Annotated in this window: 20 protein-coding genes, 1 tRNA gene and 3 pseudogenes; 12 read left to right on the top strand and 12 right to left on the bottom strand. The window is 37.4% G+C overall.

What is annotated here, in order from left to right:
- Window positions 1-120: 120 nt before the first annotated feature.
- Together CWATDRAFT_RS09055 and CWATDRAFT_RS09050 are read left to right on the top strand one after the other, a co-directional pair.
- Window positions 121-582: pseudogene (locus CWATDRAFT_RS09055) on the top strand (XisH family protein).
- Window positions 583-639: 57 nt separating this feature from the next.
- A complete protein-coding gene (locus CWATDRAFT_RS09050; protein ID WP_007304828.1) occupies window positions 640-2265 on the top strand; it encodes an IS1634-like element ISCwa1 family transposase in 1626 nt (541 codons plus the stop codon).
- A 301-nt stretch (window positions 2266-2566) separates the two neighbouring features.
- On the opposite strand, the gene hslO is transcribed toward CWATDRAFT_RS09050, so the two are convergent.
- The gene (hslO, locus tag CWATDRAFT_RS09045) at window positions 2567-3466 is read right to left on the bottom strand and encodes an Hsp33 family molecular chaperone HslO (RefSeq protein WP_007304703.1); all 900 of its coding nucleotides are present in this window, start codon (window positions 3464-3466) and stop codon (window positions 2567-2569) included.
- Between the two features lie 83 nt (window positions 3467-3549).
- Between hslO and CWATDRAFT_RS09040 the strand changes: the two genes are divergently transcribed.
- The 3 genes from CWATDRAFT_RS09040 to CWATDRAFT_RS09030 all read left to right on the top strand — a co-directional run bounded on the left by CWATDRAFT_RS09040 (window position 3550) and on the right by CWATDRAFT_RS09030 (window position 6541).
- Window positions 3550-4788, top strand: coding sequence for an ABC transporter ATP-binding protein (locus tag CWATDRAFT_RS09040; protein WP_007304829.1), 1239 nt, complete (start codon window positions 3550-3552; stop codon window positions 4786-4788).
- On the top strand, window positions 4781-5980 hold the full coding sequence (locus tag CWATDRAFT_RS09035; RefSeq protein ID WP_007304830.1) for an SGNH/GDSL hydrolase family protein: 1200 nt from the start codon (window positions 4781-4783) through the stop codon (window positions 5978-5980). Before CWATDRAFT_RS09040 ends, CWATDRAFT_RS09035 begins: the two co-directional genes overlap by 8 nt.
- Window positions 5981-6199: 219 nt before the next feature.
- The gene (locus CWATDRAFT_RS09030; RefSeq protein ID WP_007304831.1) at window positions 6200-6541 is read left to right on the top strand and encodes a thioredoxin family protein; all 342 of its coding nucleotides are present in this window, start codon (window positions 6200-6202) and stop codon (window positions 6539-6541) included.
- A gap of 462 nt (window positions 6542-7003) precedes the next feature.
- Here CWATDRAFT_RS09030 and CWATDRAFT_RS09025 read toward each other — a convergent pair whose 3' ends face one another.
- The 7 genes and pseudogenes from CWATDRAFT_RS09025 to CWATDRAFT_RS08995 form a co-directional block, all read right to left on the bottom strand.
- Window positions 7004-7483 carry a hypothetical protein gene (locus CWATDRAFT_RS09025; protein WP_232287053.1) on the bottom strand — a complete coding sequence of 160 codons (480 nt, stop codon included), beginning with the start codon at window positions 7481-7483 and terminating at the stop codon, window positions 7004-7006.
- A 231-nt stretch (window positions 7484-7714) separates the two neighbouring features.
- Window positions 7715-8032 carry a 30S ribosomal protein S10 gene (gene rpsJ, locus CWATDRAFT_RS09020; protein WP_007304701.1) on the bottom strand — a complete coding sequence of 106 codons (318 nt, stop codon included), beginning with the start codon at window positions 8030-8032 and terminating at the stop codon, window positions 7715-7717.
- A 108-nt stretch (window positions 8033-8140) separates the two neighbouring features.
- Window positions 8141-9370, bottom strand: a complete 1230-nt coding sequence (tuf, locus tag CWATDRAFT_RS09015; RefSeq protein ID WP_007304700.1) for an elongation factor Tu — start codon at window positions 9368-9370, stop codon at window positions 8141-8143.
- 123 nt (window positions 9371-9493) lie between these two features.
- A pseudogene (gene fusA, locus CWATDRAFT_RS09010) lies at window positions 9494-11586 on the bottom strand (elongation factor G).
- A 131-nt stretch (window positions 11587-11717) separates the two neighbouring features.
- On the bottom strand, window positions 11718-12188 hold the full coding sequence (rpsG, locus tag CWATDRAFT_RS09005; protein ID WP_007304697.1) for a 30S ribosomal protein S7: 471 nt from the start codon (window positions 12186-12188) through the stop codon (window positions 11718-11720).
- 111 nt (window positions 12189-12299) lie between these two features.
- Window positions 12300-12674, bottom strand: a complete 375-nt coding sequence (gene rpsL, locus CWATDRAFT_RS09000; protein WP_007304696.1) for a 30S ribosomal protein S12 — start codon at window positions 12672-12674, stop codon at window positions 12300-12302.
- A gap of 100 nt (window positions 12675-12774) precedes the next feature.
- Window positions 12775-13116 (bottom strand): HesB/IscA family protein, encoded by a 342-nt coding sequence (locus CWATDRAFT_RS08995; RefSeq protein WP_007304695.1) that lies wholly within the window; start codon window positions 13114-13116, stop codon window positions 12775-12777.
- Window positions 13117-13303: 187 nt separating this feature from the next.
- Here CWATDRAFT_RS08995 and CWATDRAFT_RS08990 point away from each other — a divergent pair, with 187 nt between their 5' ends.
- Together CWATDRAFT_RS08990 and CWATDRAFT_RS08985 are read left to right on the top strand one after the other, a co-directional pair.
- The gene (locus CWATDRAFT_RS08990) at window positions 13304-13624 is read left to right on the top strand and encodes a nucleotidyltransferase family protein (RefSeq protein WP_231585823.1); all 321 of its coding nucleotides are present in this window, start codon (window positions 13304-13306) and stop codon (window positions 13622-13624) included.
- On the top strand, window positions 13605-13943 hold the full coding sequence (locus CWATDRAFT_RS08985; protein WP_007304833.1) for a HepT-like ribonuclease domain-containing protein: 339 nt from the start codon (window positions 13605-13607) through the stop codon (window positions 13941-13943). Before CWATDRAFT_RS08990 ends, CWATDRAFT_RS08985 begins: the two co-directional genes overlap by 20 nt.
- Window positions 13944-14071: 128 nt before the next feature.
- Here CWATDRAFT_RS08985 and CWATDRAFT_RS08980 read toward each other — a convergent pair whose 3' ends face one another.
- From CWATDRAFT_RS08980 to CWATDRAFT_RS08970, 3 genes and pseudogenes are all read right to left on the bottom strand, one after another.
- Window positions 14072-14521, bottom strand: coding sequence for a DUF29 domain-containing protein (locus tag CWATDRAFT_RS08980; protein ID WP_007304694.1), 450 nt, complete (start codon window positions 14519-14521; stop codon window positions 14072-14074).
- A 94-nt stretch (window positions 14522-14615) separates the two neighbouring features.
- Window positions 14616-15098 (bottom strand): GatB/YqeY domain-containing protein, encoded by a 483-nt coding sequence (locus CWATDRAFT_RS08975; protein ID WP_007304693.1) that lies wholly within the window; start codon window positions 15096-15098, stop codon window positions 14616-14618.
- Window positions 15099-15169: 71 nt separating this feature from the next.
- Window positions 15170-16354 (bottom strand): annotated as a pseudogene (locus tag CWATDRAFT_RS08970) (lipid-A-disaccharide synthase-related protein).
- A gap of 180 nt (window positions 16355-16534) precedes the next feature.
- Between CWATDRAFT_RS08970 and CWATDRAFT_RS08965 the strand changes: the two are divergent.
- Complete coding sequence (locus CWATDRAFT_RS08965; RefSeq protein WP_007304834.1) at window positions 16535-16891, top strand: HesB/IscA family protein; 357 nt, start codon at window positions 16535-16537, stop codon at window positions 16889-16891.
- Between the two features lie 100 nt (window positions 16892-16991).
- On the opposite strand, the gene CWATDRAFT_RS08960 is transcribed toward CWATDRAFT_RS08965, so the two are convergent.
- Window positions 16992-18185: an RNA-guided endonuclease TnpB family protein gene (locus CWATDRAFT_RS08960; protein ID WP_007304691.1), complete on the bottom strand. Its 1194-nt coding sequence runs from the start codon at window positions 18183-18185 to the stop codon at window positions 16992-16994.
- 186 nt (window positions 18186-18371) lie between these two features.
- On the opposite strand from CWATDRAFT_RS08960, the gene CWATDRAFT_RS08955 reads away from it, so the two are divergent.
- From CWATDRAFT_RS08955 to CWATDRAFT_RS08945, 4 genes are all read left to right on the top strand, one after another.
- The gene (locus CWATDRAFT_RS08955; RefSeq protein WP_035825704.1) at window positions 18372-18797 is read left to right on the top strand and encodes a tetratricopeptide repeat protein; all 426 of its coding nucleotides are present in this window, start codon (window positions 18372-18374) and stop codon (window positions 18795-18797) included.
- A 27-nt stretch (window positions 18798-18824) separates the two neighbouring features.
- Window positions 18825-19676, top strand: coding sequence for a M48 family metallopeptidase (locus tag CWATDRAFT_RS33185; protein ID WP_071892199.1), 852 nt, complete (start codon window positions 18825-18827; stop codon window positions 19674-19676).
- Window positions 19655-19736 (top strand) — tRNA-Leu (locus CWATDRAFT_RS08950). Before CWATDRAFT_RS33185 ends, CWATDRAFT_RS08950 begins: the two co-directional genes overlap by 22 nt.
- Before the next feature lie 17 nt (window positions 19737-19753).
- Complete coding sequence (locus CWATDRAFT_RS08945; protein ID WP_021834435.1) at window positions 19754-20317, top strand: Uma2 family endonuclease; 564 nt, start codon at window positions 19754-19756, stop codon at window positions 20315-20317.
- The last annotated feature ends 417 nt before the right edge of the window (window positions 20318-20734 follow it).

The raw sequence follows: 20734 nt of genomic DNA, 5'->3' as shown, positions 1-20734 counted from the left end.
TTCTAATATTTTTAAGAGTATATTAATTTTTCCAAATTTCAAGCATTAAAAAATATTTTAAATAAATCTCTAACTGAAAATTTATTATAGAATGGTTAGTGTAAATCTGAGAAGAGAAAAATGGCAGCTAAAGATAGATTTCATACTATAGTTAGAATCGCCTTAGAAAAAGAGCAGTGGAAGATCACCGATGATCCATTGCGACTTGATGTTGGTGGAACTAAATTTGAAATTGATTTAGGTGCAGAACAACTATTAGGAGCAGAACGAGGTAAAGAGAAAATCGCTGTTGAAATTAAAAGCTTTTTGAGTGATTCACCATTAACTGATTACCATGCTGCATTAGGATAGTTTTTGAATTATCGTCTTGCCTTGGAAATCAGTGAACCTACCCGCGTTCTTTATTTAGCTGTTCCCATAGTTGCTTATGAATCTTTTTTTAGGCGAGAATTTACCCAAATATCCTTAGAAAAATATCAAATTAAACAAATTATTTATAACCCAGATTCCGCACTTCAAAAAGTAGCATTAAATACTACAAGCCTGGGTTTAATAATTAAGTATAATTGCTTAAGCTCTTGAAGACAAAAAAGTGGGATAATTGCTTAAGTTGTTTCCTCTGTAAAAAAAGAGCGAAAAATGTCTTATTTAGAAGAAATACAAGTTAAAAATTTAGACCATTTAGGGATAGTAGCTGGTTTAATTGATGAAATAGGAATAGTCAAAATAATTAATAATAAATTAGGAATAGATGTTAGAGAAAAAATCTCAGCAGGTACAGTAGTTAAGTCTATTTTAATCAATGGACTAGGATTTGTTTCAAGACCTCTATATTTATTCAGTCAGTTTTTTCAAGATAAAGCCATTGAGAAATTGTTAGGAGAAAGAATTAAACCTGATTACCTTAATGATGATAAAATTGGGAGAGTAATGGATGAATTATATAAATATGGACTAAATGATATTTTTATTGAAGTAGTTTTAGAAGTAATTAAAAAATTTAAAATAGACCTTAAATACTCCCATTTAGATTCCACATCATTTCATTTAGATGGAGAATATAAAAGGGAAGAAGATAAAGAGAAACAGGAAGAAGAAAAAATTATTAAAGAAAGACCAATTCTTATTAAGAAAGGATATTCTCGGGATCATAGACCAGACTTAAAACAATGTGTCTTGGATTTAATAACAAGCCAAGATGGAGATATTCCATTATTTGTGAGAGTAGGAGATGGAAATGAATCTGATAAAGCTGTATTTGGAAAAGTTTTAGTAGAATTCAAAAAGCAAATAAAGTTTGATAGTATCATGGTTTGTGATAGTGCTTTATATGGTCAAGAAAATCTCCAACTAATCCAACATTTAAAATGGATAACGAGAGTTCCAATGACCATAAAAAAAGCAAAAGAATTAGTGCAAAATATAGAGGTGGAAGAAGTAAAAGATGAAGATAAAGAAAAAAGAAGTGACCTAAATTTAGAAAGTTATACCTGGAAAGAAGAAATTGTTACTTATGGTGGAATCAAGCAAACTTGGTTAATAGTCTTGAGTGAAAAAAGACAGAAAAGTGATTTGGAAAAACTAGAAAAACAACTTTCCCAAGAAGAGAAGAAATCCCAAAAATTTCTTAAAGAAATACAATCTGAAGAATTTGAACATCCTCAAGCTGCTCGATATAAATTAAAAGCTATTAATAAAAAATTGAGATTGTTGGAAATAAAAGAATTTGAACTGATTGAAACTTACTCGAAAAAAAAGGAAAAGATTTATAAAATGATTAGTCTGATCATCAAAAAAGATGAAGAGATAAGTAGAAAGACTAAAGAAGCAGGAAAATTTATTTTAGCAACTAACTTAGTAGAGGAAAATAAATTAGAAGCTAGTGAAATTCTGATAACTTATAAAAACCAGCAATCTACGGAAAGAGGATTTCGATTTTTGAAAGATCCCTTATTTTTTACTGATAGTTTCTTCGTTGAAAAACCAGAAAGAATAGAAACAATGTTATTTTTAATGTCTTTGTGTTTGTTGATTTATAACTTGGGGCAAAGAGAATTAAGAAATTGTTTAAAAAGAGTCAAAAAAGGAATAAATAATCAAGTAGGGAAAGTAACATTGCGTCCGACTTTGAGGTGGATATTTCAATGTTTTCAAGGTATTCATTATGTGATTTTAAACGGAGTTAAACAAATTGTCAATTTAACAGAAGAAAGGCGTTTTATATTGAGTTTATTACCTGCATCTTGTCAAAGATATTATCTATAAATTGAATTGGATAAAGCAAAAATAATAAAAGAATAAGAGTCTAATGATATCAAATGAGAAGAGGAAACTCTCCTTCGTTTGTGCTGAGTCTTGCTAAGTTTTCAATGAGTATAAATCTTCTTAATTTGATTATTTTTCCTAAAAATTTAATGAAAAGAGAAATATTCTTGCCCAGGTATGATTTTCGGACTTTTTAAAACTATGTATTTTTTTATACTACATTTTGAAGTGCGGAATCTGGGTTATAAACACTCGAAACCCTTCCCAGGCTTGAGAAGGGTTAAAAAATTTTTTCTTAAACTTAAACTGATTCTGTCCGTAAATCTTCGATTAGTTGAGCTAATTGATTACTATCTGCTCGATAAACTTCTCCACAAAATTCGCAAGTCGCTTCGGCACCATCGTCTTTTTCAATCATGTCTTGTAATTCTTCTTCTCCTAATAGTTTTAAAGCCCCTAAAACCCTACTAAAAGAACAAGGACAATTAAACCGTAACATTTGAACATCAGGAAAAATAACTAAACCTAAATCTCCTAATAACTCTTCTAAAATATCTGGTAATGTCTTCCCTTGTCGTAATAAAGGAGTAAACCCCGAAAGCTTACCAATACGAGATTCTAAGGTGGCTACTAACTGCTCATCTCTGGCTGCTTTGGGCATCACTTGTAACAATAAACCTCCGGCTGCTGTTACTCCGTTTGCCCCCACAAATACCCCCAATAATAACGCTGAGGGGGTTTGTTCGGAGGTGACTAAATAGTGGGTTACATCGTCCCCTATTTCTCCTGACACCAACTCTACGGTACTAGAGTAAGGATAACCATAGCCCATATCTCGCACCACATACATAAAACCTTCTGGGCCAACCGCTCCCCCAACATCTAACTTCCCGAGGTGGTTGGGAGGTAGTTCAATACTGGGGTTGGCAACATAACCCCGTACTGTTCCGTCTAACCCTGCATCCACTAATAACCCTTTCAATGGACCATTTCCTTTAATGCGAATATTGACACGGGAACCTTCTTTTTTCATGCTAGAAGCCAGTAATAAACCGGCTGACATGGTACGTCCCAAGGCCGCTGTTGCCACATAAGACAGTTTATGCCGTTGTCTTGCTTCTTCTGTGAGTCGGGTGGATGTTAGGCTAACGGCCCGAATACCCCCATCTGCTGCTGTTGCCCGTATAAGTTGATCCGCCATGAAAATCCTTACATTTCTTGATATATTTTTTCTTATCTTAATCAAACTGTACAATATCAAACAAACAATTCTGGTGTATTAACGTGGCCAAAGTTACTCTAAAGGATATCAATAAAAGTTTTCCCCAGGGAGAGGGAAAGTCAAAGGGAGATCAGATCAAGGTTTTACACCATATTGATCTAGAAATAACCGATGGTGAATTTATGGTTTTGGTGGGTCCTTCTGGTTGCGGAAAAAGTACCCTTTTACGGATGATTGCTGGACTGGAAACTGCTACTTCTGGCAACATTTTTGTAGGGGAAGAAAATGTTACTCATTTACCACCTAAACAACGGGATATTGCTATGGTATTCCAAAATTATGCTCTTTATCCCCATCTCAATGTTTATGATAATATTGCTTTTGGGTTACGTCGTATGAACCAAGGGCTAAAGGAGGGGAATAAGTCGGTTTTGCCGGCAGGACTGGAAAAAGGGTTAATGGGTTTAACAAAGACGTTTCCTAAGCAATTTCGTTATCATTCAGCAATAGAAACAAGGATTAATCAAAAAGTTTATCAAGTTGCTCAATTATTACAGTTAGAATCCCTATTAAACCGCTTGCCAAAAGATTTATCAGGAGGTCAAAAACAACGGGTGGCTTTAGGACGGGCGATCGCTAGAAATCCTCAAGTTTTTTTGATGGATGAACCTATGTCTAATTTGGATGCAACTCTCAGGGCTGAAACTCGTTCTCAAATTGTGCAATTACAGCGTAAACTCGGCATTACTACTGTCTATGTTACTCATGATCAAGTAGAAGCTATGACCATGGGTGAGCGCATTGCTGTTATGAATAAAGGTAAAATTCAACAGGTTGCTTCTCCTTTGGAACTATATCATTATCCTGCTAACTGTTTCGTAGCTAGTTTTATTGGAACCCCACCGATGAACTTTTTACCCGTTACCATTGACTATCCTTTACAAATTAGTCACCGTGAATTTAGCTTGAGTATTCCTCCAGCTTGGCAAGAATATTTAAAAGAATATAATAAAAAATCTGCTATATTTGGTATTCGTCCTGAACATATTACTCTAGGGAATTCTAGTCCTCAAAATTTACAAGTTAAAGTGAAGTTATTAGAAAATTTAGGGAATGAAGTTTATTTATTTACAGAGACTTTGCAAGATACATCTTCACAAATTATTGTCCGTCTCCAGGAAGAGCAATCAGTCAAAATAGGGGAGACATTATGGTTGTCTTTTAATCAAGAAAAAATACATCTTTTTGACCGAGAAAGTGAACAATCTTTATTAAAAAGTGAAATTTTAAATTATGCCTAAATCAAACAAGTTTAAACAAATCAGTGCTAATCTTTTATTAGGATTAGGAGGGGCAATTTTTGCTCTAATAGTTGGAGAAATTGCCTTGAGAATTATGGGTATTGCTTACCCTAGTTTCTATCAAGCTGATCCCCATCGTGGCCATGCTTTAATCCCAGGAATATCGGGATGGTGGAAACACGAAGGAAAAGGTTGGATAGCTGTTAATAAAGATGGATTGAGGGATAAAGAATATAGTAAAGAAAAGCCCGACAATACCTTGAGAATTGCTCTTATTGGTGACTCATTCGCTGAAGCAATACAAGTCAATGCAGAGGATACTTTTTGGTCATTAATGGAAACTAAATTACCTCAATGTCAAAGATTTCAAAACCAAAATATTGAGGTGATTAATTTTGGTGTGGGGGACTATGGTACAGCACAAGAATATATGACTCTAAAACATCATGTTAGTGAATATTCTCCTGATTTAGTTGTCCTAGCTGTTTTCACTGGTAATGATATTATTAATAACTCCAAAAACCTAAGTCCTGATGATAGATTTAGTCCCTTTTTGCTTAAAAAAGAGGGTAAATATGTTATGGATTTATCTTTTAAGGAAACAGAAACCTATCAATGGCGAAATAGTTTGACCAGAAGAGCTATTTTCTCAACCATCAATAACTCTCGTATTTTGCAATTAGTCAACGAAACAAGAGTGGCGATGAAAAAACGTCGTCAGTTATTAGGTAGTCAAACAGAAACAGAGAATAAAGATGTACTTCAATATCTAGATTTTAACCCAGAACTATACAAAAATAGCGATCCCAACTGGCAAGAAGCATGGAATATTACAGAAGAATTAATTAAATTAATTCAACTAGAAACCCAGTCCATGAACTCAGATTTATTGGTAGTAACATTAAGTAACCCTGCTCAAGTTTATCCTGATGCTGCTTATCGAGAGCAATATTTTAAGCAAGCAGAGGTCAAAGATACCTTTTACCCCGAAGAACGTATTACAGACTTAGGAAAACAACAGGGGTTTGAAGTGCTAAGTTTAGCCCCTTTATTTCAATCCCATGCGGATAAAAACCAAGTATTTTTACACGGGTTTGATAACACGATCATGGGGAGTGGTCACTGGAATAAGTCCGGCCACAAACTAGCAGGAGAAATGATCAGCGAAAAAGTTTGTACAAAACCAGACTAAAGATTTATGATTGAGCTAGGAACGGAATTGATTTATGTTTATATTTTGAAACATGAGTAAATATTCCTAGCTGATATTTTGAACCCTACCCGATCCCCAATCAAGAGCAAAGCGGATATTGGTGATCCCCGTGCCGAAAATTCTATTGCCAGAATAGGGTAAATGGATGTAGTATAGTTCAAAGTATTTTATAAAAAGAAGATAAACACAACTGAATCAATGATGTTGTCTGTTAACGATCGCAATTTTTCCCACGTTGTTCTAGAGTCTCCTAACCCTGTTCTCGTCAACTTCTGGGCCCCGTGGTGTGGGGTATGTCTATTAATTAATCCCTTTCTCGATAAGATTCAAAAGGAATGGGATAACCCCCTAGAAGTGGTTAGTATTAATGCTGACAATAATTTTCAATTAGCTAATACTTATCGCTTAAAAAACTTACCTACTTTAATTCTGTTTAATCAGGGAAGAATTATTCAGCGCATCGAAGAAATAAAGGGAAGAGATGAACTGATACAACAGTTAAATCAGGTTAGAATGAATACTTGGCCTCGATCTGCATAATATTTGACCTAAAAATTTTTCTATAATGTCCCCACCATAGGTAAAGGGGACACATTTTAGTTGTGGCTAATGGTTTTAAGAATGGTTGCAATAGTTAGGAAAGTATTTCAATAGCTACGTTTTATATAGCACTTCTCATACTTTTGAGGTACACAGTTTTCTAGTTTTAGGAGTTCGGAGTTCGGAGTTCGGAGTTCGGAAGCGCGATATTAGGTGTACATATTGAGTCCGAGAAACGCTATATAGCACTTCTCATACTCGTGAGGCTTCGCCGTGAGCGCGGCTCCGAACGGTACATAGTTTTTGGTAGAGACGTTGCATGCAAAGTCTCTACAGGAGGGTAGGGTGTACCTCATAAGTCTAAGAAACGCTATAAGCGATCGCGCTATGGAAAAAAAATTTGCAGTAGTTAACATGAAAATATCATGCTTAGCCTCAATGAGATCCATCCTCAAATTTATATTATGTTGATGATAATTGATTTAAACAATAAAGATGTTCATAAGCTTCAAGAGGATCTTGAAAAGCAAAACGATTAGTTTCTGTTATAATTTGAAACTTTGTAGGGGTTCTTTTACACTTATAAGAATTAGTTTCTTCTGCAAAAGGAAAGTCACGGATTTTGCCAATATTAAAATACATATTAGGATCATATCTTTTTGTATCAAAATTTTCACCAATAGCTGCTACTATAAAACTTCCATTACTAATATAAAAATTAGGGCATTTTTCATCATCTGAGTAATATTTTTTAAGAAAAAGACAAAGCCAGTTTTCTACTAAGTGTTTATATCCATAAGAACTTCGATTTGTATTAATATTTTTAGTTCTTGGACAGTGCCTAAGAAATTCTCTGCATCTACTAATTTGGATAAAAGCCTCTTGAGAAGTAGAAAAATCATCACCTTTTCCTAGCCCAAACATACTTAAAGATGGATACATTCTTTGTGCTTTAGTAATGCTCTGTGTACACCACTCTACATCTACAGTGTCTAATATTTCTCTGATCATGACTTGTTATGTTTCAGATAGGGACATGGAGTTTTTTGCAGCTTGTTCAAGTTCACTTTCAGAACAGTTGTGAAGAGTTTTGAATAGTAACATATAAGTTACTGCCTGTGTCAAATCAGAAACGCCTACTTCAGCGTAGGGAGTAGGCGTAGTTTATGCAAACTATAGTTTAACTTCGATTTCCACACCAGCCGGAAGATCAAGTTTCATCAAAGCATCAATAGTCTTAGAAGAAGGCTGATAAATATCGATAATGCGTCTATGGGTTCTCGTTTCAAAATGTTCCCGTGAGTCTTTATCAACGTGGGGCGATCGCAGAACACAATAGATCCGTCTTTTTGTCGGTAAAGGTATTGGTCCGATGGCCGTTGCGTCGGTACGGTTAGCGGTATCGACAATTTTTTCACAAGAAGTATCTAATAAACGACGGTCAAAAGCTTTTAAACGGATGCGGATTTTTTGTTGTGCTAAAGTGGCCATAATGTTTAATTGTCAAGGTTCAAGAATTTACAGCAATAGATATTTTGAGAAAATTAAGTGACCAGTTAAACTTACCTTAACTGGTCACTTATTCAATGTTTGGTTGTCCTACTCAAGAATCTTAGAAACAACACCTGCACCGATAGTACGGCCACCTTCACGAATCGCAAAACGCATTCCTTGTTCAACAGCAATAGCATTAATTAACTGTACAGTCATTTTAATGCGATCGCCAGGCATAACCATTTCTACGGCACTACCATCGTCAGCAGTGTAGTCTTCAATGGTTCCGGTTACGTCGGTGGTTCGTACATAGAACTGAGGGCGATAGTTCTTGAAGAAAGGTGTGTGACGACCCCCTTCTTCCTTAGTCAGAACGTAAACCTCTCCTTCAAACTTGGTATGAGGAGTAATAGAACCGGGTTTAGCGATAACCATTCCCCGTTCGATGTCTTCTTTTTGAATACCCCGTAAGAGTAAACCAACGTTATCCCCTGCTAATCCTTCGTCTAGGGATTTTTGGAACATTTCCACCCCAGTTACAGTGGTACTACGAGTTTCTCTAACTCCAACAATCTCGACGGTTTCGCCCACTTTCACTTTACCCCGTTCAATCCGTCCGGTGGCAACAGTTCCCCGTCCAGTAATGGAGAATACGTCTTCCACTGCCATTAATAAAGGTTCATCAACTTCTCGTGGAGGTTCTGCAATATAGGAATCAACATTTTCCATCAGTTTGAGGATTTGATCTGTCCATTCATTCTCTCCTGGACCGATGTTAGGATTCTCTTTGAGAGCTTCCACTGCCATTAAAGCAGATCCAGAAACGATAGGAATATCATCCCCAGGAAAATCATACTCACTGAGAAGTTCTCTTACTTCGAGTTCTACGAGTTCGAGCAGTTCTTCATCATCCACTTGGTCTTTTTTGTTCAAGAAAACCACAAGACCAGGAACCCCAACCTGTTTAGCTAAGAGGATGTGTTCACGGGTTTGGGGCATGGGACCATCAGCAGCAGATACTACTAAGATTCCACCGTCCATCTGTGCTGCTCCGGTGATCATGTTTTTCACATAGTCAGCGTGACCCGGACAGTCAACGTGAGCATAGTGACGGTTATCTGTTTCGTACTCAACGTGAGCAGTGTTGATGGTGATACCCCGTGCTTTTTCTTCGGGGGCTGCATCAATATCTTCGTAATTACGGGCTTTTGCTTTACCTGCCGCCGCTAATGTCATGGTAATAGCAGCGGTTAAGGTTGTTTTACCGTGGTCAACGTGACCAACAGTACCGATGTTAACGTGGGGTTTAGTCCGTTCAAATTTTTCGCGTGCCATGAATTAACTGTTCCTTTTTTTTGTCTTCTGTATTCTAAGCAGTGATCTTTTTCAGTCACCAGTGACCCATAGTCTATTATCCACTATCAATGGTTAACTATGCACTGATTCCTAAATAATTAATCATTCACTGTCGTAAATGTAGGCGTTCCCTGTGTTTCTAAGGACGATCGCTTCAGCGACGTTGCGAGGAACTTCTGCGTAATGGCTAAATTCCATGGAGAAGATTCCCCGTCCTTGGGTTTTTGACCGAATATCGGTCGCATAACCAAACATTTCTGCTAGTGGGACGTTAGCAGAAAGCTTGGCAAGTCCGTCTTCCGTGTTCATCCCTTCGATGTTACCGCGACGGGAGTTGAGGTCTCCGATCACATCGCCTAAGAAGTCTTCTGGGACTTCTACTTCAACCTCCATCATGGGTTCGAGGAGAATGGGAGAAGCTTTTTTGACTGCATCTCGAATGGCCATAGAACCGGCGATCTTAAAGGCCATTTCTGAGGAGTCAACGTCATGGAAAGAACCATCCACTAAGCTGACTTTAACATCAATCAAGGGATAACCGGCAATAATACCTGAGTCACAGGCTTCTTTCATAACTTGTTCGGCCGGTCCTATAATTCTTTGGGAATTACCCCCCCAACAATTTTCGAGACGAACTCAAAACCACTGCCAGCTTCGNCCGGTTCTAGTTCGACCACCACATGACCGTATTGACCTTTCCCTCCGCTTTGACGAATATATTTGCCTTCTGCTTCGCTGGGTTTACGGATGGTTTCACGGTAGGCTACTTGGGGTTTACCGACGCTGGCTTGGACTTTGTATTCTCGCAACATCCGATCCACCAAAATTTCTAGGTGGAGTTCCCCCATTCCTGCGATCACGGTTTGATTGGTTTCGGGGTCAATACTAACTTTGAAGGTGGGATCTTCATCAGATAGGGCCTGCAAGGCTTTGGAAAGTTTTTCCATATCTTGCTTGGTTTTGGGTTCTACAGCCACAGAAATGACCGGTTCTGGGATGTATAAAGATTCTAGGAGAATGGGATGTTTATCATCACATAGGGTATCCCCGGTGATGGTATTCCGCAGGCCAATGGCTGCACCTAAGTCTCCGGCCCGCAGTTCGTCTACTTCGATGCGATCGTTCGATTTCAGGACAATTAAACGAGATATACGCTCTTTTTGGTCTTTGGTGGCGTTGTAAACATAGTTGCCTTTTTCTAAGACTCCAGAATAAACTCGCATGAAGGTTAAACGACCGTAGGGATCGGAGGCTATTTTAAAGGCTAAGGCAGAAAATGGCTCATTATCGTCCGCTTTGCGGCTGTCTTCTGTTTCATCTTTTAATAACCCGGTGATGGGGGGAACATCTAGGGGTGAGGGTAAATAGTCAACTACTGCGTCTAATAGCAGTTGTACCCCTTTATTTTTGAAGGCAGAACCGCACAACATGGGAATAATGGTTTTATCTAAAGTACCTTTCCGTAGTCCCTGTTTAATTTCTGTTTCGGTGATTTCTTCCCCTTCCATATATTTCTCTAGGAGGGTTTCATCGATTTCTGCTACAGCTTCGACGAGTTTTGCTCGGTATTCCTGGGCCTGTTCTAAGTATTCGGCAGGAATTTCTGTATCTTCGATGTTTTGTCCTAAATCATCTTGATAAATTTTCGCCCGCATTCTCACTAAATCAACAATGCCACGAAATTCGCTTTCTGTGCCGATAGGTATCTGGATGGGAACCGCATTGGCTTTGAGGCGATCGCTGATTTGTTGGTAAACTTTGAAAAAATTAGCCCCTGTACGATCCATCTTATTAACAAAGGCAATGCGAGGCACGTGATAACGGTTTGCTTGTCGCCATACCGTTTCTGACTGGGGTTGAACTCCTCCCACGGAACAAAACACGGCGATCACACCGTCTAACACACGCATAGACCGTTCAACTTCGATGGTGAAGTCTACGTGACCTGGGGTGTCGATGATGTTGATGCGGTGATCGAGCCAGTTGGTACTAATGGCTGCTGCTGTAATGGTTATGCCCCGTTCTTGTTCTTGAGCCATCCAGTCCATTGTTGCTGTCCCTTCGTGGACTTCACCGAGTTTGTATGCTATTCCTGTATAGAACAGAATGCGCTCTGTGGTGGTTGTTTTGCCCGCATCAATGTGGGCAGCAATACCAATATTTCGCACCCTCTCTAGGGGGATATTCCTAGCCACAGCTACCTCCTTACTGCTTTGCCTTGTCTCTGTTTGAGGCGGTTTATAAGTTTACACTATTTACAATTCTATACTTTTCTTTGGAAAAATTTACCTTAGAGGAGCAAGAATCTGGGGGTTAGGGTTAAAATTTAGTAGCGGTAGTGAGCGAAAGCCTTGTTAGCGTCTGCCATACGGTGGGTTTCATCCCGTTTTTTCATGGCTGCTCCAGTTTCATTGGCTGCGTCCATAATTTCGTTGGCGAGTTTACCGGCCATGGTACGACCGCCTCTGATCCGAGAGTAGCGAATTAACCAGCGTAATGCCAAGGTAGTGCCTCTGGATGGACGAACCTCCATAGGAACCTGATAGGTTGCACCACCAACCCGTCTCGCTTTCACTTCTACTAAAGGGGTTAAATTTTTAATGGCTTTTTCAAATACGTCTAAAGGCTCTTCTCCGGTTCTCTCTTTAATCATAGTCATGGCATCATAAACGATACCAGCAGCCAGAGATTTTTTACCGCTTTTCATGACCCGACGGATGGTCATGTTTAATAAACAACTATTATAAATGGGATCGGGGGGAACGGGCTTTCTTTTGATATTTCCTCGGCGAGACATAGTGGTTTGTTCCTTTGAACTAAGTTGACATTACGATTTTCTTTATCGAACAACCATGAGGTTATTTATGGTTTTCAAGGTTCAGTATTGCTAATTCAAAGAGTGCTTATTTTACCCTTTAGGTTTCTTGGTTCCATACTTAGAACGACCCTGTTTACGGTCTTTTACCCCTTGAGCATCCAGGGTTCCCCGAATAATATGATAACGCACCCCAGGTAAATCTTTTACCCTTCCTCCGCGAATTAAAACCACAGAGTGTTCTTGTAGGTTATGACCAATACCAGGAATATAAGCTGTTACTTCAAACCCTGATGTTAAGCGAACCCTGGCCACTTTTCTTAGGGCGGAGTTGGGTTTTTTAGGGGTGGTGGTATATACTCTAGTGCATACACCCCGACGTTGGGGACACTGCTTCAGGGCAGGAGATTTCGTTTTCTTTTTCGCTTTGGAGCGTTCACTCCTAATTAATTGTTGAATAGTTGGCATAATTTCTCATATAACAAAGCTGCTGCAATTTTTAGTTTAATAAAATCGCTCACAAATTGCCATCATACCAATATATCCTATGCCCTGTCAAGGTTAACTGCTACAGGTTTGATGTTTTGTTGATTGTAAAGGATAAACCGCAACGACAGGAGGTAGTAATTAAGGAGTTATGGAAGCGAAACCCTCCTCCCATCAAGTCTTCTGCGTAGTCTAAGCGCAAGTCTGATAAATAGTTTAAACTTTGTTCATCTATGAGTAGGGAAATGTCTTCTATGGTGTGAAGGCGATCGCTGTTTTCTTTGGTATAACATAAGTCAAAGGTATAATACAGTCCATCACAACCTCCTGGTTTAACTCCTAAACGAAAGTAACTATCGGGTTGTTGACGACTATTTTGCATTCGTTTTATTTCTTTGATGGCTGCGGGTGTCAGTTCGATCATAATTTGGCTATCATAACCTATCAGTTATTAATTGTATTATGAGTTGGTCAGTTTTATTAGTAGGTGATGATCAATCTGGAATTAAAGAGAAATGCTTTAGGTTGGAATACGTTAAGAAATGTATCTTCTCCAGTACGTTGGGATACAGAATACCCAGAAATGTTTTCTAAAAAAATTATTTAGGATTATGACGAAAATGAAGGTTAACACAAAACAGGATATAATCACCTTAATTAAACAAAATCAAGAACGCTTTCAAGAGTTTGGAGTGTACCGTTTAGGGTTATTTGGTTCATTTATCAAAGCGCAAGTTAATCAACATAGTGATGTTGATGTATTGGTCACATTTCATCCTCATTTAAAAACCTTCGATAACTTTATGAGTTTATCAATTTTTCTTGAAGATTTATTAGAACGAAAAGTTGATTTAATTACCACTGAATCATTAAGTCCTTATCTCGGTAAAGAAATCTTACAAGAGGTTGAATATGTCCCCATCTTCGAGTGATTATTTAAGACATATTCTTGATGAAACTAATTACTTAATTACAACCTCTCAAGGTTTAAATAAGAAAGATTTTATCAATGATCAAACCTTAAAACGAGCTTGGGTTAGAAGTCTTGAAATTATTGGAGAAGCTGTCAAACAGTTACCCCCTAATTTTCGGACTGATTATCCAGAAATTGAATGGCGAAAGATAGCAGGAATGCGAGATAAATTAATCCATAATTATTTTGGTGTTGACTATGACATTGTTTGGGATGCTGTTATTAATGAAATTCCTCACCTTGAACAGAAAATTATGCAAATTTTGGAGGAAAATTAAACAGTATTCTTGCTATTTTTGCAGCTAGTGAGCAAGATGCTCACATTCCTATTGCCTCATTTTAGTTGAGAAAGTCCAGTATGGTGTACCTCATAAGTCCAAAAATGCCATAAATTAACTTAAAATATCTATTCTGGAAACCAATCTTTTTGTAATAATTCTTCTAAAGAATAAGGACATCTATCGGGTAAATTAGTTAACTGTACTTTTTTATTGACAATTAAACAAGCATTTTGATAAATTTTGTCTAATTCACTCCTTAAATAATTTCTAAGATTAGTTGTTAAGCGATCTTCTAACTGAACTCGAAAAGTTATAATTTCTGCTGACCAATGGTTAGAGTTTCTTTCTTTTTCTTCTGTCCAAAATTGGAGCAATAAAAGATGAATAATCACCTGTAAAAGTAAACTTTTTACCGCATTTTTTTCAGAACGTCTCAATGTTTCTAATTCCTCAATTAAATTATCATAATCTAATTGGTCTAATTGACGATTTTTTAAAATTTTTACTGTTTCCTCCAACCATTGATCATATTCCTGTTCGTAGAGTGTGTTTAAGTCAAGAGTTTCTATTTTCATCTCTAGTATTCTCTTTAAAAAATAATAGATTTAATAATGAATTATTTAGGGATTATTCATTATTAATCGTTAATTATTCTTGAAATTAAACAAGTTAACCTAGTTTAGCTTTAACTATTTCTTGAACTTGTTTACCATCAGCTTTACCTTTAAGTTCTTTCATAGCTGGACCCATAACTTTACCCATATCTTTCGGGGAACTTGCTCCCACAGATTCTATGATTTTATCGATAATAGCTTCTATTTCTTCAGGAGAAAGTTGAGCCGGTAAATAGGTTTCTATAATTGCTAATTCTTGAGCTTCTTTATCAGCTAAATCATCTCTACCACCTTTACGGTATTGTTCAATAGAATCTCTCCTTTGTTTAGCTTGTTGTGCTAATAACTCTAATTCCTGTTCAGGAGTTAATTGATCTTGTCCTTTGGGACGTACTTCGGTTTCTTTTTCTACAATAACTTTTTTAATACTTCTAATAGTTTCTAGACGAATTTTATCCCTAGCTTTCATCGCTGTTTTGATACCCTCACTGATTCTTTCTTTTAAGGTTCCTGTTGTTGGGTTAGATGTTTCACTCATGGCTTAATCACTGAGAATTAAAAATTTCCCTTATAGTATAACAGTTTGGAGGTTAAAGTTGCTAAAAATGTTTAAAGTAAATTTGCGATCGCCTGAGCAATATTGAGAGATCCTCCTGGTTTCCCGACTCTTTCTTCTCCATTTTTACGACATTTTTCTAAATAATCTTGATCTTGTAAAATAGATTGAATTGTTTTTGCAGTTGCAATAAAAATGTCAGAATTTTTATAACTTTTTCCCATAGTTTTAACCGATATTCCTAATAGTCTCATTTGTGCTTCGGCAAAAGGGTATGTAAACTGTGGACCTTTTCCTGGTAATTGAATCACTGGTTTCCCTAAACCTACAACTTGTTCTACAGCAGTTCCTGCCATACCCAAAGCTAGATCACAATGATTAATAATATCAGAAAATGCTTGATAATAACATTCAACTCTAATGGTATTTTCTTCTTGTTTTTTGATTAAAATACCACAAGATTGATATTGCCATCCTAAATTTTTAGCTAAAATTTCTAGCTCATTTTCTTGTATGGCTTTAACTAAAGCAACCCGAAATTGTACTTTTTCTAAACTAGCTAGAGATTCGCATACTTTTAACAATAATTCTAAATTATTAAGAGCTTCAGGAATACGACTTCCCGGTAATAAAGCGATGGTGGGGATATTATCATCAAGATGTAAATTTTTTTCCGTCGGGGTTAAAATATCCATGATGGGATAGCCTAAAAAAGAAGCTTGTTTAAATCCTTGTTGCTGTAAATCTTCTGCCGTAAAAGCATCTCTAGTAAAAATAGCTAAACAACGAGGCGATCGCAAACACAAACGGGTTAACCAAGGTAGATTTAATTTACCTTCATAATAACTAGAAGTAGACACAAGAAAAGCTACAAAAGGACGATTAGTTATGTAGGCCATGGTAACAGGAAAAATGTCCCCAACAGCAACAATTAAATCATAGCGAGAACAGTATTTAAGAAGGGTACGAATTTGATATAAAGTGAAACCAATCAATCCGGCACTGACATCCTTTAATAAAGTCAGGGGATTCATATAAAAAATGCCCCCAGAAGGTAAACTTTTGGGCTGCCCGATCAAAGGTAAATTAAGAGAACGATAAGTATTTCCTTCCCCCAACCAAAAGGCATTCCTGTAATGTTTATGTTAGGGGGCAATTTTTGGCAACTCTTGGAGAATTAAACTAGCATTTAAGTCCTCTCCATGGCCGTTACTCATAAATAAAATTTCTTTTTTCATTTATTTAATTAATAATTGAATAGATGTTGCTTTGGTTTGACTAAAAGGTAAATCTATGGTAAGTATAGATTAAGGATATAAAGTAATAATTCTTTAAATAAGAGGTTAACAAGGCTAAGGTTATTCTAGAATAGAAAAAGTTTGAAAATCATTCTAGCCCTCAAGGAGTCACCATTACCGATGACACAAGCCACTCAAACCCCCACAAAAGGAATTCAACTGACTGAAACAGCCCTCAAGCAAGTTCTCATGTTAAGGGAACAAGAAGGAAAAGACCTCTGCTTGCGTGTTGGGGTTCGTCAGGGAGGATGTTCCGGAATGTCCTATATTATGGACTTTGAAGACGTTAGTAATATTGGTGAACAAGATGAAGTCTATGATTATGATGGCTTCAAAATTGTTTGCGATCGCAAAAGTCTTCTTTATCTCTACGGCCTCGTCCTAGATTATAGTAACGCCATGATTGGGGGTGGTTTTGAATTTACTAACCCCAACGCCAACCAAACTTGTGGCTGTGGTAAGTCCTTTGGTGTTTAATCCACGAAATATATTGTATCTTGAGACTCCCTGGGTTAAAACCGCAGGGATTCTAGAGGTTGTCTAATCAGGGGATAAATCCACCTGATTAGACATTACTCTAGTTCAGGGGACTCCCATTGACCCCATCCTTTAAACCGTCTGCATCCATTACAAATACAGTTTTCTTAAGGTCTAAAGGACATGAAAACCCTAACCATTGACCTATATTTTGACTAGCATTCCAATCGCTATTACATTGATAACCGTCAAAACCTCGGAACCAATGTCCATTTCTTTTCCCAATCACACCGTTGCGATGGTCAGATTTAGAAGTATAAGGTGCTGGTATTAATTCAAAAGGTACACCATTTTTGATAGCTTTATAACGAGTTAGCGTTTCCAACTGAAAATATGACCAAGTATGGCGATTATTTTCAGCGTCAGACCTAACTTTTCTGGATTGCTTTGAAGTTTGTCTAATATTAAATAAATCTTCAAACCTTAATCCCATGCCATAGTCTTTAGCAAACTGAACTAACTGTTTAGAAATGCAATGGTTAATATAGGTAATAATTCGTCTTTCTTTTGATTCTAACCGTTTAATTACTTTGCGTTTATTGGCTTTTTGGAGTTGTTTTCTAAGTTTTTGATAGCGTCTTCTTAAATGTTTGATTTGACCACCATTCCAAAACTTACCAAATCCACTAGGCAAACTAGCAACAGCAATCTGGTTTTGCCCTCTATCTACTCCAATCCAGTTTTTTACTGGTTCAGCATCAGGAACATCCATTGACACTGACAACAAAACATACCAGATATTTTTCTTCGATTTCCATAGTTTAAGACTGCCTTTTCTTGGTGCGCATTCCCTAGGCGATTGCGAATCGCCGGGGTCGCACCGCTTTTTAGCTTCTTTTGCTATGACTTTATCTAAAGTATTAGTATGATTAGATTGGTGAATAGCTAAAGGAATGCGTTTTTTAACTCCTCTAATAATTGAGAAAGCCACTGAATAAGTATCACCTTTTTTCTCAATTCTCCATCCTTGATTGTTAACTTCAAGTGGCAAACATTTAAACTTTTTTACTTTAGTTGCAGCACAACTATTGCGGATAGTTTGATTAATCCAACCTGACCCAATCTCAACATGGTTGAAATCTTTACTGGTGTATTTTCTTCTATCCGTTTTAGGTACTTCTAATAACTGATTAGCAATACCCGTGTTCAACTCAGTTAATCGGTCAAACTCTTGCGCTTTGCATTGGTTTAACCGATAAAAAGGAAGTTTAAGTGTCAGAATTAAAATAGCCATAGACACATACTAACACATATCTTACACAAGTGTGCAAAATAAGATATAATTGGTTAAAACCAATTCGTAAGCATTTCATCCATCGCGCTATAGATGATGGCTTTCATGCTCCCGTGTTATTTTAGGTAAGTAATCGGGGCAGAAATAGGCTTTATGTCCCATTCTGTATTAATTTCATCGCTAAAAATGACTGAAACTGTTGAAAACGCCTTTGAGCAAGGGTTAGAACGTTATAAAGAAGGGGAATCTATTGATACTTTAATCCCTTATTTCAAAGAAATTTGCGATCGCTCCCCCAAAAACCCCACCGCTTGGGCCTGTTTAGCTTGGTTATACCTCTTAGCAGATAAACCAGAGTCGGCTCTCAAAGCAGCCAGAAAAAGCGTTAAAATCGATAGTAGACCGCCCCAAGCCCGAATTAACTTGGCTCTAGCTATGTTAGACACCGGCGCAAAAGGAGTGCGGGATCACATCGAAGCGGCCCAACAATTAATCTCCCTTGATGAAGATATCCGTAACGATATCATGGAAAACATCGAAGATGGATTAAGCCGTAAACCAGGCTGGAAAAGTCTGGAGCGTGTGAAAAAATGGTTAGTATCCCCTGAATAACAATGCAATTGACAAAAACCCCAGTTAATAGGCTTAAAAGCCGACGATTTTCGTCATCCTTTAGATTTAGAAGCCACCACAACGTTAAAACAACTCCCTGGCTTAGATATGATTGTGAGGAGTCTACTGGGTTCGGTGGCGGAACAGTTTTTCTATCTCAATAACATTGCTTCCTCGGTGTTAGTCAGTGAAAAACAATTACCCCATCTTCATAAATTATTAGTGGAAGCGTGTCGTATTATCGATCTCGAACCCCCACAACTCTATTTACAACAAAACCCTGTACCTAACGCCTACACCTTCGCTATGCAAGGGAAAAAACCTTTTATGGTGCTGCATACCTCTTTGGTGGAAATGTTGACCCCAGAGGAAATACAAGGGGTGATGGCCCACGAGTTGGGACACCTCAAATGTGAACACGGGGTTTACCTGACTTTGGCTAATATGATGGTCTTGGGTGCGAGTTTATTACCCAACTGGGGGGCAGCCCTCGCCCAATCTTTACAAGCGCAAATGTTACAATGGGTACGCTGTGCTGAGTTTAGTTGCGATCGCGCGGCTTTATTGGTGGCACAAGATCCCAAAGTTGTCATGTCTATTTTAATGAAATTGGCTGGCGGTTCCCCTACTATTGCCCCCCAGTTGAACCTAGAGGCATTTATTGAACAGGCGAGGCATTACGAAGCCATGAGCAACACTGTTTTAGGAGAAATGTTAAAACAGGCTCAAACTGAACAATTGACCCACCCTGTGCCTGTTTTGCGGGCTAAAGAGATCGATCGCTGGGCCAGTTCCCAAGATTATCACCACTTGTTAGAAACAGGCAAAACAGAGTATAATCAGAAGGCAACGACTAAGGGCGGATGGCGAAATTGGTAGACGCACCACACTCAAAATGTGGCGGCTTCGGTCATGGGGGTTCGAGTCCCCCTCTGCCCATTAACTCCTCTTACAAAATGTTAACCACTAAAACTCGTTTTCAAACATTTGAAGAGTATTTAGAATATGACGATAATTCAGAAAAACTCTATGAATTATTCAATGGAGAATTGATTGAAATGCCTCCAGAATCAGGTTTAAATATAGAAATTGCTAATTTTCTTTTTCTTAAATTTGCTTCTTTGGTAGGACATCGTAGGGTTAGGGGTCATGGGTTAGAATTAGAAGTGAGAGGGGAACCCAAAAACCGCTATCCTGACTTAACTATTATTCGAGAAGAACATATACAACAACTCTCAAAAAGGAATACTATTCGTCTGTTTATGTCCCCTCCTTTATTAGTGATTGAAGTGGTTAGTCCTGGTGACATTCAAAGGGAAAGAGATTATATTGCCAAAAGAATACAATACCAAGATTGTTCTGTTCCCGAATATTGGATTATTGATCCTCAAGCACAAAGTATTTTAGTCTTAGAATTGAAAGGAGATAGTTACCAAGAAGTTGGTAATTTTAGTAAAAATGGTTTGATTCAATCTCCTATGTTTCAAGAACTAGAATTAAAAGTTTCTGAAGTATTTTAAATAGACTCTTAACTAGGGATCCGATAAATAATCTAATGTCTTTTAGGATTAATTGTCATTATTGTCTAATCCTTCACCGTCTAGTTCAGAAAATAGATTTAATTCAGGATCATTGTTAACATCTTCAGCAATTTCTTGTATTATTGGTGATAATAGTTGATGTCTTTCTTCTAAATTATTAACTTGGGGGATAATTTTTAAGTAATTTTAAAAGGGGTAAATCTTGAATAGGAGTCTTATCTGTTTTTAATCTGAATATACAATCCTCTGTTTTACCTTTTTGTTTACCATTTCCATCAGATATAAAAAATAGCCAATTAGGGTTTGCTGAATAAAAGCAAAACCCTATTCTTTAAAAGGTTACACCCATATTCGCGATCGCAAAAAAGATCAGCTTTGTCGGCTACAAACCGCTAT

It is taken from the genome of Crocosphaera watsonii WH 8501 (assembly GCF_000167195.1).
Taxonomy (GTDB): Bacteria; Cyanobacteriota; Cyanobacteriia; order Cyanobacteriales; family Microcystaceae; genus Crocosphaera; species Crocosphaera watsonii.
The sequence above is the reverse complement of the archived record's forward strand: the minus strand, read 5'-3'. Positions and strand labels throughout refer to the sequence as shown.

Coding starts and splice junctions, on each gene's coding strand:
- CWATDRAFT_RS08980 (WP_007304694.1), bottom strand. CDS start 14,521: ATGAAAATAGAAACTCTTGACTTAAACACACTCTACGAACAGGAATAT.
- CWATDRAFT_RS08945 (WP_021834435.1), top strand. CDS start 19,754: ATGTTAACCACTAAAACTCGTTTTCAAACATTTGAAGAGTATTTAGAA.
- CWATDRAFT_RS08990 (WP_231585823.1), top strand. CDS start 13,304: ATGACGAAAATGAAGGTTAACACAAAACAGGATATAATCACCTTAATT.
- tuf (WP_007304700.1), bottom strand. CDS start 9,370: ATGGCACGCGAAAAATTTGAACGGACTAAACCCCACGTTAACATCGGT.
- rpsL (WP_007304696.1), bottom strand. CDS start 12,674: ATGCCAACTATTCAACAATTAATTAGGAGTGAACGCTCCAAAGCGAAA.
- CWATDRAFT_RS09025 (WP_232287053.1), bottom strand. CDS start 7,483: ATGTATCCATCTTTAAGTATGTTTGGGCTAGGAAAAGGTGATGATTTT.
- rpsG (WP_007304697.1), bottom strand. CDS start 12,188: ATGTCTCGCCGAGGAAATATCAAAAGAAAGCCCGTTCCCCCCGATCCC.
- CWATDRAFT_RS09035 (WP_007304830.1), top strand. CDS start 4,781: ATGCCTAAATCAAACAAGTTTAAACAAATCAGTGCTAATCTTTTATTA.
- CWATDRAFT_RS08965 (WP_007304834.1), top strand. CDS start 16,535: ATGACACAAGCCACTCAAACCCCCACAAAAGGAATTCAACTGACTGAA.
- CWATDRAFT_RS09050 (WP_007304828.1), top strand. CDS start 640: ATGTCTTATTTAGAAGAAATACAAGTTAAAAATTTAGACCATTTAGGG.
- rpsJ (WP_007304701.1), bottom strand. CDS start 8,032: ATGGCCACTTTAGCACAACAAAAAATCCGCATCCGTTTAAAAGCTTTT.
- CWATDRAFT_RS08995 (WP_007304695.1), bottom strand. CDS start 13,116: ATGATCGAACTGACACCCGCAGCCATCAAAGAAATAAAACGAATGCAA.
- CWATDRAFT_RS08985 (WP_007304833.1), top strand. CDS start 13,605: ATGTCCCCATCTTCGAGTGATTATTTAAGACATATTCTTGATGAAACT.
- CWATDRAFT_RS08960 (WP_007304691.1), bottom strand. CDS start 18,185: ATGGCTATTTTAATTCTGACACTTAAACTTCCTTTTTATCGGTTAAAC.
- CWATDRAFT_RS08955 (WP_035825704.1), top strand. CDS start 18,372: ATGACTGAAACTGTTGAAAACGCCTTTGAGCAAGGGTTAGAACGTTAT.
- CWATDRAFT_RS08975 (WP_007304693.1), bottom strand. CDS start 15,098: ATGAGTGAAACATCTAACCCAACAACAGGAACCTTAAAAGAAAGAATC.
- hslO (WP_007304703.1), bottom strand. CDS start 3,466: ATGGCGGATCAACTTATACGGGCAACAGCAGCAGATGGGGGTATTCGG.
- CWATDRAFT_RS09030 (WP_007304831.1), top strand. CDS start 6,200: ATGATGTTGTCTGTTAACGATCGCAATTTTTCCCACGTTGTTCTAGAG.